Here is a 15,973-nt window from a genome sequence, read left to right as displayed (position 1 = left end):
ATATTTACACCTTAATATTAATGATCGAACCTATCGTTTCAGAATCAGTTTCAATGACTTCTGTTGACGCTTCCCCTTGTCTTAATGACTCATTAGCGGTAAGTAATGCCGAGGTTTTATCAGGCTGCGCAACATCTCTTGTAGATTCAGCCGGAGCCGCACTTTGAGTCGGTGTAGGTTTAGCCACATCTATTGTTGCTTGAGTGAGCCCAGATTGAGCACTTTGCAAGCCTTGCAGACCGGATGAATAAGCAGATTGGATTTGCATAACGGTATTCCTGCACGCTGTGATTAATGGGTCAATTATTGACCAATCACCTGCAAAAGTACAGGTTTTATCCGCATTCTCACCATTTATTCACGGTCTTATTTATCCTGTGATCCAATTGGCTTCCCAATCCTTAAATACGGGATTAAACCCCTGCCGTTGCATCTGTTCGATAACTTGCTCGACACTGCGATCATCGCTTATCTCAAATTGATCGAGTTGACTGTCAGGCGCTTGATAGCCGCCCGGTTGCGTCGAACTGCCCGCACTGATTTGAGTAATTCCAAGTGGTAAAAGATTATCCCTCAGCTCAGGGCTTTCCCTTGTCGACATGCTGATATCAAGCTGATGATTAAAAAGTCTAAATGCACAAATCATTTGTACTAAACCTAAATCCGATAGCATAACTTTTGGGGTGATCCCGCCAGTACAAGGCCTTAACCTTGGCAGCGAAATACTAAAGCGAGTGCGCCAATAGCGACGCTCTAAATAGTCAAGATGATATCCCATCATTAACGCATCTAAACGCCAATCATCCAGCCCCAGTAACACCCCAAGACCAATTTTATCGACCCCCGCCGCCGCAACTCTGTCCGGTGTTGCTAAACGATAGGCAAAATCCATTTTTTTACCTCGGGAATGGTGACGAGCATAAGTCTCGGGCTGATAGGTCTCCTGATAAATCATCACAGCATCTAAACCTAGCGCGACTAACTGGCAATAATGGTCCTCACTCATGGGCTGAACCTCCATCGCCACATGGCTAAATTGCTGCTTTACCAATGGCAAAATCTGCTTGAAGTAATCGATACCAACCTTAGTTTCATGCTCACCCGACACCAGTAAAATCGAATCGAACCCCCTATCTTTAATAATGGCCATCTCGACCATCAACTCCTGCTCATTCAAGGTTTTGCGTTTGAGTTTGTTACTCATGCTAAAACCACAGTAATCACATTCATTAGCGCACAGATTAGAGACGTATAGCGGTAAATACATGCCAAGATTCGCGCCAAATCGCTGCCGCGTAAGCGCCGCTGAACGTTGTGCCATGGTTTCGATATAAGGTTCAGCCGCAGGTGATAACAAGGCCAGTAAGCTGCGTAAATCCCCTACTGGACTCACTAACGCCCGCTCGACATCTTGGGCTGTGCAAGAATACAAATCGAGTAACAGTTTATCCCGTGGGATGTTGGCAAATTCCGCTACAAAACTCATTGGTTTAAAAATCCTGTCAGAGGACTGGTCTGTACCGCGCCCGTTTGTACTCGGCCAAGCCCTGCTTCAAAGGCCCGTCTGCCGCATTGCACCGCCTCCTTAAAGCACTCGGCCATCACTATCGGCGACGCGCTGCTGGCGATGGCGGTGTTGACGAGCACCGCATCGGCGCCCAGCTCCATTGCCCGCGCAGCCTGTGAAGGTGTGCCAATGCCAGCGTCAATCACCACTGGCACCCGCGCCTGCTCTATGATGATTTTTAAAAAGCTTTCAGTGACTAAACCTTGATTACTGCCAATCGGACTCGCCAGTGGCATAACAGCAGCGCAGCCCACTTCTTCTAAACGACGGCACAGCACAGGATCGGCATGCACATAGGGCATCACGATAAAACCTTTATCACAGAGAATCTTAGCCGCTGCTAAGGTTTCAATTGCATCGGGCATCAGGTACTTAGGATCGGGGTGGATTTCGAGCTTAATCCAATGAGTTCCCAGCATTTCACGGGCAAGCTCAGCCGCAAACACCGCTTCCTTGGCGTTTCTCGCCCCCGAAGTGTTAGGCAATAGCCGGACACCCGCTTGACGTAACGGCGTGAGTAAATCATCAAGCCCCATTTTAAAATCAATTCTTTTCATCGCAACTGTCACTAACTGCGATTTTGAAGCCATTATCGCCTCGATCATCACTTGGCTATTACTGAACTTTCCCGTCCCAGTAAATAAACGCGACTCAAACTCCACATCGGCAATCTTTAACATACTAGCCTCCCGCTACAGCTGAGAAAAGTTCTAATTTATCTTCATGTTGGCAGAGAATAGATTGCCAGCGATTGCGCGGAACGACCTCAGCATTCAACACGATAGCAACTGAATCGAGGGCAATATTTTGTGCGAGGATCACAGCCGCGAGTGACGTCGGTTCAGATAACGACTGCGGGATATTGTTTATGTGAATTAAAATCATATCAAACCTCAAGACTATCTTTATTTGATGATAGATAAGCCCCTTTGGGACCACACACGTCACAGTGGGGATCCCGCGTTAATACAGCAGCAGTCCACGCAAGTGATTTAGCGTCAAAGCGCCAAAAACGCCCCAGCAAGGCATTTTTCGGTTCATCACAACCGCTGTCCACACTCAGCAAGAGTTGCATTGCCACCAAAGATTGCATTGACGCCATCACGCCTACGCTGGGGCCGAGTACACCTTGTGTACTGCAGCTCTGCGACACTCTCGTCTGTGCGGGGAAAATACAGTGATAGCAACCACCAGAGGGGAACTGCATTTGGTCGACTGCAAACAATTGACCGCTAAATGCTGCGATTGACGCACTGACTAAAGGCAAAGCCGCTTCGATACAGCAGCGATTAATGGCTTGGCGAGTCGCGAAGTTATCTGTGCAGTCAAGCACAAGCACTCTTTTACCCTGTTGTTTTTCCTGTAAAATATCAGCCAAATGATGAACTGCAGTTTCTGCATTAAATTCCGTATAATGGGCAGTAACAGTGCAATGTGGCGCTAAGCCTTTGAGCTTTTGCTTGGCAACTCGGGCCTTATTGAGTCCAATGTCGGCATCGTTGAATAACAATTGTCTTGGCAGATTTGATACTTCAACCTTATCCATGTCGATTAAGGTCAAGCTGCCAATGCCAGCACAAGCCAGATACTGCGCCGCCAATTGCCCTAAGCCGCCAAGCCCTACAATAACAACGCTGGCGTCGACCAATTGCAATTGCCCTGCCTCACCGACCTCTGGCAATAAGACTTGCCGAGAATAACGCATGAAATCTGAATAACTGAGTGTATGAACGCTTTGTGTACCGTCGCAAAGAACCTCTGCGTGAGCAAGCGGTTGGTTTTTACTCATGCTTAGCAACCAACTCATGCTTTACAGCCAGTTCTTCAGACAAGCTACATTGCTCCCAAGCTTGGCTCAACTCTGCAAATGCTGCGACTGGATCCTGAGCCTCGGTTATTGCGCGCACCACAGCAATATTGCCGACCCCAGTGGCTTTCACCTTTGCCAGATTAGCTAAGTCGATGCCACCAATGGCGACCAAGGGATAGTGGTCTTGGAGTAACGCCACATAATGTTTAAGTTTTGCGAGCCCTTGGGGCGCCGAAGGCATTTGCTTCGTCGTGGTTGGGAATATATGCCCAAGCGCTATGTAGGATGGCGAGTATTGATGCGCCAGTAGCAACTCAAAATAACTGTGGCTGGATATACCTAATGCGAGCCCTGCCGACTGAATGGCCGCTAAGTCGGTAACGGCGAGATCTTCTTGGCCTAAATGTACCCCAAAGGCATGGTATTTTATCGCTAACTGCCAGTGATCATTAATAAAAAGCTGTGCATTAAAATGCTTACCTAAGGCAATGGCCGTTTGAATTTGTGCTTCTAATTCGGAGCCAACCAACTCAGACTTACCTGACTCACATTTGCCTAAATCAGATTCGGCTAGCACTGCACTAGTTAACTCGCTGATGTCGGTTTTTATCCGTAACTGCAGGGTTTTAACGCCGGCCGCTAATAAACTTTCCAGCATGATTAAGTCACTCACCACAGGGTAAACACCAAGATCGGCATCGAGCACTTTAAAACCGTGGGGTAAAATATTTTGAGGTGGCGTCGAGACTATTCTTACCTGAGCGGTTGCCTGATCTGTTGCGGATAAAACTGTTACAACTAAATCATTACCAACATCAAGGTGTTGGTTGAGTTGATGACTAATAAAATTGCCATCACACAGATTTATCTTGGCATAGCGGGACAAGTTATTAGGCCAACCCGTACGGGCCAACGGCCCTGGACCTTGCCCTAAACCAATCGCCGCGCTTAAGCCTTGACTCACGTAGGCTTTGGCAACCACCACCGCATCTTGCAATACAAAACCTTGCGCTAACACGGCGGCAATGGCCGATGATAAAGTACAGCCGCTACCATGGTTATGACGGGTATTAACCCGCTGGCTGGCTAACCAGAAACGCCCATTTTGATGCAGCTCAGAGCTCGCGCGCACTTGACGACAAACTAGATAATCCTCGGCAAGCTCAAGATCCCAGCCATTACTCTTGTAAGCGGTATCAAGAGCGTGAGTTTGAGTTTGAGTATCAGCAAGAATGTCAGTGCAACCAAAGCTCACATCGCCACCTTTAGCGAGCACACTGCAATCAAGGCTCTGGGATAAAGCCAGTGCCGCAGCAGCGAATTGCGCTTTAGTCGAAACATCACTGTGAGTTAACCGCCCAAGTTCAAGCACATTGGGCGTGATAAGTTCGATTAAACCTTTGAAAGGCCTAAAATCTAAGGCTGATTTAGCCGCACTTTTTATATCCTGGCAGTTATCTACTGCTAATGCATCGCCACAACTGGCGACCATCACAGGATCGACAATCACAGGCACTGATGGATAGTTGATTTTAAAACTCGCGATCCAATCTGCCAGCAATGCCACTTGAGTTTGATCTGCCAGTAAGCCGATTTTAATTGCTTTGGGTGGCAAGTCGGAAAGTAAAGTCGTCAGCTGAGCCATTAACATCGCCGCTGATACGGGCTCGACTAAAGTGACCGCCACAGAACTTTGCGCCGTCACTGTGGTGACCACACTGCAACCGTGACAGCCCAAATCTTGAATTGTCGCTAAGTCCGCCTGAATACCGGCACCACCGCCACTGTCTGAACCAGCTATGGTCCAAACAAACGCGGGACGCTCGGTATTCATGGGCACATTATCCCCATGAATACCCAACATAATTAGGCTTCCTCAGCTTCGGCGACAAGCTTGTCTTTCACGTGATAGATCTCGGCGCCCGAAGCAGCAAACTCTGCCGATTTTAGCGCCATTGCCGCTTCCAACTCCTGCGGCGTCTTGATTGTGACTTGCATAGCTTGGGCAGCCGCTTCAACTTGATCCGCCTTCGCTTGTGCCGCCTCTAAGCCAGCGGCATAGGCGCGCACATCTTGGGTGATTTTCATCGAACAAAATTTAGGGCCGCACATAGAGCAAAAATGCGCGACTTTAGCGGATTCCTGCGGTAAGGATTCATCGTGATAAGCACGTGCGGTTTCAGGATCGAGTCCTAAGTTATATTGATCTTCCCAGCGGAATTCGAACCGCGCCTTTGCCAGCGCATTATCACGAATTTGCGCACTCGGATGACCTTTCGCCACATCGGCGGCGTGGGCGGCAATCTTATAAGCAATCAAACCTTGCTTAACATCTTGTTTATTCGGTAATCCTAAGTGTTCTTTTGGCGTGACATAACACAACATAGCGCAGCCGTACCAAGCAATCATGGCCGCGCCTATGCCGGAGGTGAAATGATCATACCCAGGTGCGATATCGGTGATTTGTGGGCCAAGCGTGTAAAACGGCGCTTCATCGCAGTGAGCTAACTGCTTGTCCATGTTCTCTTTAATGAGCTGCATCGGGATATGTCCCGGCCCTTCGATAATGGTTTGTACGTCGTATTCCCATGCGATTTTGACTAGCTCACCTAAGGTTTCAAGCTCTGCAAACTGGGCAGCATCATTAGCGTCGGCAATCGAGCCTGGACGCATACCATCACCTAAAGACAGGGATACATCGTAGGCAATGCAAAGCTCACAGATCTCACGAAAATGGCTGTAGAGGAAGTTTTCCTTGTGGTGACTCAGGCACCATTTGGCCATAATTGAACCGCCGCGGGAGACAATCCCTGTGACGCGTTTAGCCGTCATCGGCACATAACGAAGCAGCACACCAGCATGAATCGTAAAGTAATCAACACCTTGCTCCGCTTGTTCAATCAAGGTATCGCGGAACACTTCCCAGGTTAAATCCTCTGCCACGCCGTTCACTTTCTCCAGCGCTTGATAAATCGGCACTGTGCCAATGGGCACTGGCGAGTTACGGATGATCCACTCGCGGGTTTCGTGGATATAACGACCTGTGGATAAATCCATTACCGTATCTGCGCCCCAACGGGTAGACCAGACGAGCTTTTCCACTTCTTCCTCGATGGATGACGTCACCGCCGAGTTACCGATATTGGCGTTCACTTTCACCAGAAAGTTACGCCCGATGATCATAGGTTCGGCTTCGGGATGGTTAATATTCAGCGGAATAATCGCGCGGCCACGGGCGACTTCAACGCGGACAAATTCGGCGGTAATCGGTTCGCCGACTAAGGCACCAAAAGCTTCGCCCTTGGCTTTACGATTGAGGATTTCATCCTGTACTTCGGCAAGTGCCATTTTCTCGCGGATCGCCACATATTCCATTTCGGGCGTGATAATCCCTTGACGGGCATAGTGTAATTGACTGACTCGTTTACCCTGCAGCGCTCTGCGTGGGCGGACAATGGCACTCGAACCTGCCTCAAAACGCAGATGATCTAAACCGTCATCGGCGAGTCTTTGTTGGGTAAAGTCTGAGGTCGCGCAGGGTAATTGCTCTGTATCGTTGCGGGCTAGGATCCAGTTTTGTCTTAATTTACTCAGGCCTAGACGCACATTGATATCGGCCTCAGGATCGGAATAAGGTCCGGCGCAATCATACACTCGGATTGGCGGATTTTTTTCCATGATAGGCGCATCATCGGTACCGCCGACAAGGGTGTCAGTCTGCAGGATTTGCCGCATGCCAACGCGAATATCAGCACTGGAACCTTCAAGGTAAATCTTTTGTGAATTAGGATGTTGCAGCGGCGCTAACGTATCGATAAAGACTTGGGCCTGCGCGCGGGTTTCGCGGCGACTCGGCGCCTTAGGCACGATTGATTGACTAGACTCAGCCGATTTATTAGGCACTGTCGATTTATTAGGGATTGTCGATTCTGGTGCTGTGATTTCTATCGCATTGGCAGCTACAGCTGGGTTTGGGTTTGAACTGGACATAAGCAATCTCACGTTAAAAAATGGAGTTGCTTGTCTGGAGAATTGAGTTGTTGATAGCTGGACATGGCAATCAACTTTTGTGGCCAACACTGGCTTCAAAAATTGAGTTACCCTGCTCAATAACGATTAAATCTAAACATTAAGGCTTAAAACACTGCTGAGTAAACAGGTGTTCAAGCCGTCTATTTTAGCGATTTAATGTGTGTTATTACGCTTGTTTCCTTCGCAGGTTTTAACCTGATCAGGTTCAACGGATCCCGAATAAACGGTCTCAGCCAAGAGGCACTCCGACAAGATGAGTGCGCAGTATAGACAGAAGCGGCAGCAACAAACAAGGAAAAAAGCAATTAAAAATCTTAACCACCAATCCAAAATAAAGATTCATAATTAATTGTTTTTAATTGATTAAATAAAACTAAACTAAAAAAGCTATAATTAGAATGAAAATAAATCATAAAAGAAAGTCACTATTTATGGGGTTTGAGCATCATTTTGTTTAATCGAGATTGAATGGCATCATCAATAGCTTGATTGATTTTTTTGCCACTGCAGTTAATGGGAAAACCTAAATTTTCGGCGTTAGGATTAACTTGAGTGCCGACTTGTACCACGCGATAACAAGTATCCCCTTTACGCACAATACGATTTGGGTCTAAGGGTAAATCTAGACTCGTTGTGCCACCGAAATCATCGGCATTAGGGACAAATAGCACCTCCATCTCTGGGCTCATTTCACTCATATTCGATTTCCGGGTGAACTTATCGGCCTGTTCAATGACGAGATCATCGAGCGCTTGCTCGCGCTGACGTTCAAAATATTGCTGGGTGAATAAACTCATGCTTGAGCTTGTCGCTATTGTGCTCTCACCTTCTGCTGCAGGCGAGCTCTTAGCGCCAAGCTGCGGCTTTAATTCTGAGGTATCCAACGTATTCGTTGGTTTTGTTGCCATCGTTTCAGTGGGTTGTTCATCACTTGGGGCAATTGATTGAGTTTTCTTTGATTGAGATTGGATCGATTGAGTGATGTTCGGTTTAACCGTATCTGGGTTCACTTTTTCTGACTCTACTTTTTCAGAGACGGCCTTTTTGGGTGCTATTGTTTCAGGCATGACCTTTTCAAGTATTGGCAGAGGCTTCACTTGAGTTTGAGGTGTGGGAACAATTGTAGGCGTAACAGAACTTGTCGCTTCAGTCTTATCCTCGGCCTTGATCTCAGTTTTGGACTCCGAGGTTTCGGCTTTCTCTACCGCGGGAGCATAAATAAAGTATGCCTTGATCGCTGCCACTTTAGGACCACGGCTTTCTACTTCTTTCAATCCAAAGGGATTTAACTGCGGGCGCCACAACATGCAGATAAATAAAAATAAACACATATGCACTAAGATTACAAAAAATAACAGACTTAATCCTTTGAAATATGGCTGACGAGTACGTAACCCCAATCCTTGAGCACTAGTTTGTATCGTCCCAGACAGTTCAGGTTTAGATTCAGACTTAGGAACCAATTTATCTTGATGTTCAGCATGGATTTCTTGCAGTACGACATCTTGGGCTTGCTCTTGATATATAGCTTGAGTGTCATGCTCAGTGACTAAACGGCCTACACCGCTATTGAACGCTAATGGCTCCGCATTAGTAGTAAAAACAGGCGTTTGAGCAGCATCCAGTTCACCGAGGTGATGATCAAAGGCGATAAAAGTCTCACCTTCTGGCGATGTGACCGAAATCAGCAAAGCACTATTGGCATCATCTCCAATCGCTATCGCTGTAGGAGATGCTGTCAATAAAGGCGCGGCCTTGGGTTGATGTTGAAAAGGCAAAATCCATCCTTAGGTTTTGTATAGTATCCATTGATTTCAATGATGCTTAACGTGGAACAATTGCACTCAAATCCAATATCAATCCAATATCGGGTTGGTGAATATTGAAAGCGAATTATCTATTGATTGCATTTACTTACGAGTGCTCAACGCAGATTAGAGGAGGCAAACAGAGCAAAGTTCAATGCGAATGCAACCTGCTACAAGCACAGCACTTTACGCTAGTGCTTGATAAGTCACTTGCCAGTTAAGACAAATAAGGCTGGGAATTGGGATCATAATCGCGCTAAATTGAATGTTAAATCTCACGTCTTGAAGCGAGTAGCATCATCAATGCGATGCACTGATGGGAGTGCAAGACGGCGTTAAAAATCTAAAAGATGAAAAATAGAAGCCAACCATAAATTTAAGCTTACAAGTGTACGCTTAAATATGGTGATTTATTTTTCTAACTGATAGACTCAGTCATTATCGTTTACGAGTGTGTATCTACCATGTCGAGTCAAAGTGTTACCGAACAGCCAAACACAGTTAAAAACCTGGTAAAACCTGGACCATATAGTATCAAAGAAGAGATCGCTAACAGTGTATCCCATGGCCTAGGTGTCATTGCGGGGATTGTGGCATTGGTCCTCATGCTGCTTAAAGGTCAAGATCACCTAACGCCAATTCAACTTACGGGCGTAACCATTTATGGTGCGAGCATCATAGTGCTTTTCCTATGCTCGACGTTATATCACAGCGTTAGCCATTCAGGCTGGAAACATAAACTGAAGATCGCCGATCACTGCGCTATTTACTGTTTAATTGCAGGAACTTACACACCTTTGATGCTGATAAGCTTACAAGGCACGCAGTCGATAGTGATTTTAACGGCCATTTGGTCGCTTGCAATTGGTGGGATCCTATTTAAGACACTGTTTATTCACAAATTCAAAAAGTTAAGCTTAGTCTTGTATCTCGCTATGGGCTGGCTATGTGTCACTGTGATGGGTGATTTAACGAAGGCAATGTCAGAGGTAGGGTTTAATCTATTAATCTTAGGTGGTTTATTTTACACCTTAGGGGTTGTGTTCTACGTCGGTAAACGCATTCCATTCAACCATGCCATTTGGCATTTGTTTGTGCTCGGCGGTGCCATGAGCCACTTTCTGTGTATTTATCTGACTGTTATTTAAATGACTATGATTTAACTGATGGTGATTTAACTGGCTCTGATTTAAATGACTATGACTTAACAGATGGTGATTCAGCTGACAGTGATTTATCTATGGGTCAAAGCTAAAAGTCGTTAATTATCTATTCATGCACTTCCTCGAACACTCTCTCAAACACTGCAATCAAGTACGGTTATTCAATTCAGTAAACAGCGACGCTAATAGCGTCGCTTGTTCTGCTCTGCCACACTGGCGCCAAAGCGCAATAATACATTCTGCGGTACACAAGCCCCCTTCTTGCTGATTACGCCGCAATATAAAGGCGGATTCAGGCATAAGTGGCGGCAAACTGACTCGTGCAGCCGTTTTAAGATAGGGGCTCTGGCGCAGCATCTTACGCGCCTCCTGCCAGGTCGCATCTAAAATCACCACTTGGCTCGGCATTCGTTGTGCTGCTATGACTGTAGATTGTGCAGGCGCTAACAAGGCTTGGGCGTTCGAGAGCACTGGCTCAGCTAAAACCGTATCTAAGGCATTATGATCAATGGGCCCAGTGTGCTCAGTATCACTTGCTGGAAACAACAGTTTGGCCTGCTGGGATGCGAGCATTGCCACTAAATCGTTATCAGGTGCCGTTCTCGACCAAATGATGCTTTTCACCTCTTCAGGGAATGTAGCTAACGCAAGTTGGCCAGTATTCGTTTTGCGGGTTAACTCGCGCTCGTGGGTCAATAAAATAATCTGCATTGCCTTCCTTGCTGCGGCAAAAGAGTGAGAAATAGCCTTAAACATCCACAGACTCAGGCACAGACTCGAAGCATATCCGCTTAAAAGATCAGTTTAAAATAACGGCGTTCAATCGCCAACAAGCCAAGCCAAGCCAAGCCAAGCCAACTAAGTTTGACGTGAAATAAAATCATAGATTAAAGTTATGATTTAAAAATGGTAAAATTTAAAAACATTCCAATACTATCTGTTTTAGCAGAAAAGTTTCACGCTCTATTGATTGGCCTTTATGGGGATGATTGCGCTGAATATCTTCGTTATGGGCGATAGCTTGATGAATATTAAGCCATTCAGGCCGCATGCCATTTTTTATCTCATGGGCTTCTAATCGAGTCTCACCTAAACCACGCTCGCCCAGTGTGATGTCAATACGGCACACATAACAGAATGACTCCATGTGCACCACGTTCGCCCCCTCACGGTACCAAGGTCGAAACTCTTCGTAACGACCAAAGGGGGCTAACACTTGAATATCTAAGGCGCCGGTTTCTTCCTGAAGCTCGCGGATCAGTCCATCTTCGAGACTCTCGCCATCGTCAATTCCGCCTCCAGGTAAGCTGTAGTCGCGGTATTTTTGGGTATAAAGTAGCAAAATGTCTTCACCCGATAACACTATCGCGCGGGCAGCTCTGCGATAAAAAATGCGTGCCGTCTGTAGGTTAACCGCTGGATCTTGGGTGGTTCTCAATAAACGCATCGTCGTAGCCATTTGCCGAAAAGGAGTCGCAGCATAAACGAAAATGTGCCAAATGCAGATCAAAAACTGTAGCAGAGGCAATAATCACACTCAGTCCAGTCAGAGTGATTAATAGGTTTTAGCGATTACAAGCTTAATTATTAACGGCTTAAGCTAAAATCGTTTTACCCATGATGTTAAGATCGCGATGCATCATCTCTTTCGCCTGATTCTCATCGTAGCTGCTCATCTTTGGTGCCCATCGTAATGTCCAAGCTGAAAAATGCTCAATAGCATTCAAACTCACTATGTTCACTCAAGAGCTGGGCCAATTGCTGCTGATAGGCATCAATAATCTCTGGTGTTTGCTTATGCGTGGGCATGCGTAGGTAATGACCAATCACCTGCGACAGATAACGCTGCGCTCGCGGCAAACTTGTTTCATCTAACGTCTGCCACATTAACGAACCCGTAGCACTGATAAGCAGACCATTTGGAGCCGCGATTGTACTGACATGGAGGATTTCGTAGAAACGTTGATTCTCTTCCAATAAATGTTCCGACTTAAGCCCTAGCCCTAAGGCAGTGAGTGATTGCCTGACATAGTAATTATGATGCACGGGACACAAAATAAATTCGAGGTGCCGCTGTAGGTGCTGGGCTAGAATTGCCTTCACTAAGTCCACCAGCAGTTCACCGCCCACACCAGCGATAATAATCAACTGTTTATCTTGGTCACGGGTTTGCTCGAGCGGTAAAGTCGCGACATCAAGGCAATGCACTTGCCACTGAGTATGACTATATGAGTTTGAGTTTGAGTTTGGTTCTTGGTTTGACTGTGGGTCTATGTCTGGGTTTAAGTTTGGATCTGAGTGTGGCGCTAAGTTGGGATTAAGGCCTGATAAGTCAGCGGGGAAAAAACGCTGTAAACGCAGCTCAAGCGCCTGCATTAGCGAAGGCACACAATCGACAAAATGCACTTGGCGAGCAGCATTCCTTTTTAACAACAGCATACCGAGCAAACCATGATCGCAGCAGCAATCCCAAATATGATCGTAATGACCAGTGATCATGCTGTTTATCTGTTGTAAACGTTGGCTAATTTTCACGGTTTGACCTTACTGCTGCGGCTCCAAATGCTGTAAATCCCACGCTAAATTGCATTTTTAAGCAAAAAGAAAGCGCGCATTTTACCCGAGTCAAAAGCAAACCACATCTTTTGTTCGTGCCCTCGCAGTGCTTCCCGTCACGTCTGTTACGCCACGCCTTAATGTGGTGAATACGTATGCAGGCCGTTGCGGTTAAAAAGCCATCGCCACTAGTATGCTGTGAGTCACATTCATTATAAAAACAAGGATCAAGGAATGTTCATCAAGACCAACCCTATTCAGTTCACTCGCAGCGACTTAACTGCCTGTCACGTAACAGACTGCCACTTAACAAACAGCCACACTCGCCAGAGCTCATCGTGCCAAAAGCTATCGCAAGCGCTATTAAGCCCTACAGCCATCGCCCTTGCGGTCACGAGTCTTTTTAGTGCCAACGTATTTGCTAAAACCGTTACCGTCAGCTCACCCAACCAACAAATTCAAATCAGCTTGAGTGATGATACTGGCCGCCCCGAATATAAAATCGATTTTTACGGTAAAACAGTCATAGAACCGAGCCGCTTAGGCTTAGTTTTTCAATCCCTTGGCGAACTCGGTCAAGGATTACAGATAAAAAGCAGCGATAAAAAAAGTGCTGATGAAAAGTGGCAACAACCTTGGGGCGAACAGGAATGGATCCGCGATCAACACAATCAACTGACTGCTGTATTAAGTAATGGCAAGGTGCAACTCGAAATCGAATTTAAAGCCTTTGACGATGGGATTGGCTTTCGCTATCACTTAGCCGAGCAAACCGCCCTGCCCGCCAATTCGCCGCTATCCATCACTGACGAGTTAACCGAGTTCAATGTCGGCAATAGCGCTAAAGCCACAGCATGGTGGATCCCTGCCCGCGGCTGGAATCGCTACGAATATTTATATCGCACCACAGCGCTTAAAAACGTCGATAGAGCCCATACCCCCTTCACCTTTAAACTCGCAGACGGTACGCACTTAAGTATCCACGAAGCCGCCTTGGTGGACTTTGCAGCCATGACCTTAGATCAACAGCGCGATGGCAAGCTTAAGGCCGATCTCACGCCTTGGTCTGACGGTATTCGCGTCAAAACCCAAGTGGGTTTTTATACGCCATGGCGCACCATTCAAATTGCCGACAAAGCAACTGGGCTACTCAATTCGCACCTCATCCTAAACCTCAATGAACCCAATAAACTCGGCGATGTTACTTGGGTAAAACCAGGGAAATACGTCGGTATTTGGTGGGGAATGCACTTAAACGAAAATACCTGGGGCTCGGGCCCAACCCATGGCGCAACCACCAGTGAAACAAAGCGTTATATGGATTTCGCCGCTAAATATCAGTTTGATGGTGTACTGGTAGAAGGTTGGAATGAAGGTTGGGACGGCGACTGGTTCCACAACGGCGATCAATTTAGCTTTACCAAGGCCTATGCTGATTTCGATCTGCCCGCCATCACAGCCTACGGGGCAAAACAAAATGTACGTTTAATCGGCCACCATGAAACCGCAGGTTCAGTCACGCATTATCGCGAGCAAATGGCTGATGCCTTCGCCCTGTATGAGCAGCATGGTGTTACTCAAGTCAAGACGGGCTATGTCGCCGATGGTGGCCAAATCAAGCGCATCGATGACAAAGGCATTACCCGTCACGAGTGGCACGACGGCCAGTTTATGGTCGGTGAGTATTTGCACAATGTCACCGAGGCTGCGAAACACCATATCAGTATCAATACCCACGAGCCGATTAAAGACACAGGCCTGCGCCGAACCTATCCGAACTGGATCTCCCGCGAAGGTGCCCGCGGCCAAGAGTACAATGCTTGGGGTAGCCCACCAAACAACCCTGAACATACGGCCATGTTACCCTTTACCCGCATGCTTGCGGGTCCAATGGACTTTACCCCAGGGATTTTTGACTTAGCGCCCAAGGGGTTGGATGCAGAAAATCGTGTGCAAACCACATTGACCAAACAGCTCGCCTTGTACGTTGTGCTCTATAGCCCAATCCAAATGGCAGCAGATCTGCCGCGCAATTATGAAAAGCACTTAGATGCCTTCCAATTTATCCGCGATGTGCCCACAGATTGGTATCAAAGTGTCGCGCTGGCCGGTGAAGTCGGTGACTATGTGGTCTTTGCCCGCCAAGCGAAGGATCAAGGTGATTGGTACTTAGGCGCACTCACGGATGAAACCGGACGCAAGGTCACGGTCAAACTGGATTTCCTCTCCCCGAATAAACGTTATCAAGCACAAATTTACCGCGATGGCGCAAAAGCCGATTGGAAAACCAATCCCTATGATTATGTGATTGAAACAAAAGAGGTGAGCGCTAAAGATAGCCTAAACCTCGCACTCGCCAGCAGTGGCGGCACGGCAATCAGATTCAAAGTACTTTAAGTTTAGTATTTTAAATTCAGCATGTTAACGTTAGCGCGTTAACAACGTGTTTAAGCGAGTGTGAAAATACAGAGTAAAAAAACAGAAAGTCACCAAGGATATACCTTGTCCTTGGTGACTTTTTATTGCCAGATAGGACCTATTTATCCCAATACAAAACGTAAAAGTTAATCCTCCTCGAAGCATCTTAGCTGATGTTGGCGTAAATTCAGTTCTTGCCTAGGCCGACAAATCAGCATGAACCGAATACACAGGCTTTAAATACCCTCGCAAACTAGCCAACACCACAGACTGTTCAATCCAGCCCAAGGCAAATGCGTACAAGCAACACAGGTGCAAAAATGCCTCAGTTAGATTAATCTGACCTTACTTTCTTCCTTATGGTGCTCAGCTTGCGATATCGGGCAAATTTATTAGAAATGCGCAGCTTTAAACGTTTCGAAACTGAACTCGCGCACTTAGGCTTTAGCCATTTTAAACCCTTAGCGCCACTTCGCCCTTGGGTGCAGCGCTACTTTCATTTGCGCGTTGCGACTGATTTACCGCAGAACATTGAACAGACATTTTATTGTCATCCCAAAACCACCGCCTCTGGCGGTGGTGATTGTTCCTTGAGGCTATAGCCTGAATTACGCCCATG

At 46.8% G+C, this 15,973-nt stretch carries 13 protein-coding genes, 1 pseudogene and 1 riboswitch; of the genes and pseudogenes, 3 read left to right on the top strand and 11 right to left on the bottom strand.

What is annotated here, in order from left to right:
- Window positions 1-4 precede the first annotated feature (4 nt).
- The 8 genes from GWI56_RS13385 to GWI56_RS13350 all read right to left on the bottom strand — a co-directional run bounded on the left by GWI56_RS13385 (window position 5) and on the right by GWI56_RS13350 (window position 9,187).
- Window positions 5-268: a chemotaxis protein gene (locus GWI56_RS13385; protein WP_105252574.1), complete on the bottom strand. Its 264-nt coding sequence runs from the start codon at window positions 266-268 to the stop codon at window positions 5-7.
- A 102-nt stretch (window positions 269-370) separates the two neighbouring features.
- The gene (gene thiH, locus GWI56_RS13380) at window positions 371-1,486 is read right to left on the bottom strand and encodes a 2-iminoacetate synthase ThiH (RefSeq protein WP_198573158.1); all 1,116 of its coding nucleotides are present in this window, start codon (window positions 1,484-1,486) and stop codon (window positions 371-373) included.
- Window positions 1,483-2,247, bottom strand: coding sequence for a thiazole synthase (locus GWI56_RS13375; protein ID WP_198573157.1), 765 nt, complete (start codon window positions 2,245-2,247; stop codon window positions 1,483-1,485). Before GWI56_RS13375 ends, thiH begins: the two co-directional genes overlap by 4 nt.
- A 1-nt stretch (window position 2,248) precedes the next feature.
- Window positions 2,249-2,452 (bottom strand): sulfur carrier protein ThiS, encoded by a 204-nt coding sequence (thiS, locus tag GWI56_RS13370; protein WP_105252576.1) that lies wholly within the window; start codon window positions 2,450-2,452, stop codon window positions 2,249-2,251.
- Between the two features lies 1 nt (window position 2,453).
- Window positions 2,454-3,356 (bottom strand): HesA/MoeB/ThiF family protein, encoded by a 903-nt coding sequence (locus tag GWI56_RS13365; RefSeq protein ID WP_198573156.1) that lies wholly within the window; start codon window positions 3,354-3,356, stop codon window positions 2,454-2,456.
- The gene (thiE, locus tag GWI56_RS13360) at window positions 3,349-5,241 is read right to left on the bottom strand and encodes a thiamine phosphate synthase (RefSeq protein ID WP_198573155.1); all 1,893 of its coding nucleotides are present in this window, start codon (window positions 5,239-5,241) and stop codon (window positions 3,349-3,351) included. The genes GWI56_RS13365 and thiE overlap by 8 nt, the downstream gene beginning before the upstream one ends.
- Before the next feature lie 2 nt (window positions 5,242-5,243).
- Complete coding sequence (thiC, locus tag GWI56_RS13355; protein ID WP_242068404.1) at window positions 5,244-7,367, bottom strand: phosphomethylpyrimidine synthase ThiC; 2,124 nt, start codon at window positions 7,365-7,367, stop codon at window positions 5,244-5,246.
- Window positions 7,368-7,568: 201 nt separating this feature from the next.
- Window positions 7,569-7,667: riboswitch (TPP riboswitch) on the bottom strand.
- 167 nt (window positions 7,668-7,834) lie between these two features.
- Complete coding sequence (locus tag GWI56_RS13350; protein ID WP_198573154.1) at window positions 7,835-9,187, bottom strand: hypothetical protein; 1,353 nt, start codon at window positions 9,185-9,187, stop codon at window positions 7,835-7,837.
- A 494-nt stretch (window positions 9,188-9,681) separates the two neighbouring features.
- On the opposite strand from GWI56_RS13350, the gene GWI56_RS13345 reads away from it, so the two are divergent.
- Entirely contained in the window at window positions 9,682-10,365 is a 684-nt protein-coding gene (locus GWI56_RS13345; protein WP_198573153.1) for a hemolysin III family protein, read from the top strand.
- A gap of 162 nt (window positions 10,366-10,527) precedes the next feature.
- Here the strand turns inward: GWI56_RS13345 and GWI56_RS13340 are convergent, their stop codons facing one another.
- From GWI56_RS13340 to GWI56_RS13330, 3 genes are all read right to left on the bottom strand, one after another.
- A complete protein-coding gene (locus GWI56_RS13340) occupies window positions 10,528-11,136 on the bottom strand; it encodes a tRNA-uridine aminocarboxypropyltransferase (RefSeq protein WP_198573152.1) in 609 nt (202 codons plus the stop codon).
- Between the two features lie 160 nt (window positions 11,137-11,296).
- Window positions 11,297-11,827 (bottom strand): NUDIX domain-containing protein, encoded by a 531-nt coding sequence (locus GWI56_RS13335; RefSeq protein WP_198573151.1) that lies wholly within the window; start codon window positions 11,825-11,827, stop codon window positions 11,297-11,299.
- A 266-nt stretch (window positions 11,828-12,093) separates the two neighbouring features.
- Window positions 12,094-12,915 (bottom strand): tRNA (adenine(22)-N(1))-methyltransferase TrmK, encoded by an 822-nt coding sequence (locus GWI56_RS13330; protein WP_198573150.1) that lies wholly within the window; start codon window positions 12,913-12,915, stop codon window positions 12,094-12,096.
- Between the two features lie 255 nt (window positions 12,916-13,170).
- Between GWI56_RS13330 and GWI56_RS13325 the strand changes: the two genes are divergently transcribed.
- Complete coding sequence (locus GWI56_RS13325; RefSeq protein WP_198573149.1) at window positions 13,171-15,333, top strand: glycoside hydrolase family 97 protein; 2,163 nt, start codon at window positions 13,171-13,173, stop codon at window positions 15,331-15,333.
- Between the two features lie 380 nt (window positions 15,334-15,713).
- Window positions 15,714-15,902 (top strand): annotated as a pseudogene (locus GWI56_RS13320) (AraC family transcriptional regulator); the annotation flags it as partial.
- Between the last annotated feature and the right edge of the window lie 71 nt (window positions 15,903-15,973).

It is taken from the genome of Shewanella sp. DW31 (assembly GCF_015767295.1).
In the GTDB taxonomy this organism is placed as follows: domain Bacteria; phylum Pseudomonadota; class Gammaproteobacteria; order Enterobacterales; family Shewanellaceae; genus Shewanella; species Shewanella oncorhynchi.
The sequence above is the reverse complement of the archived record's forward strand: the minus strand, read 5'-3'. Positions and strand labels throughout refer to the sequence as shown.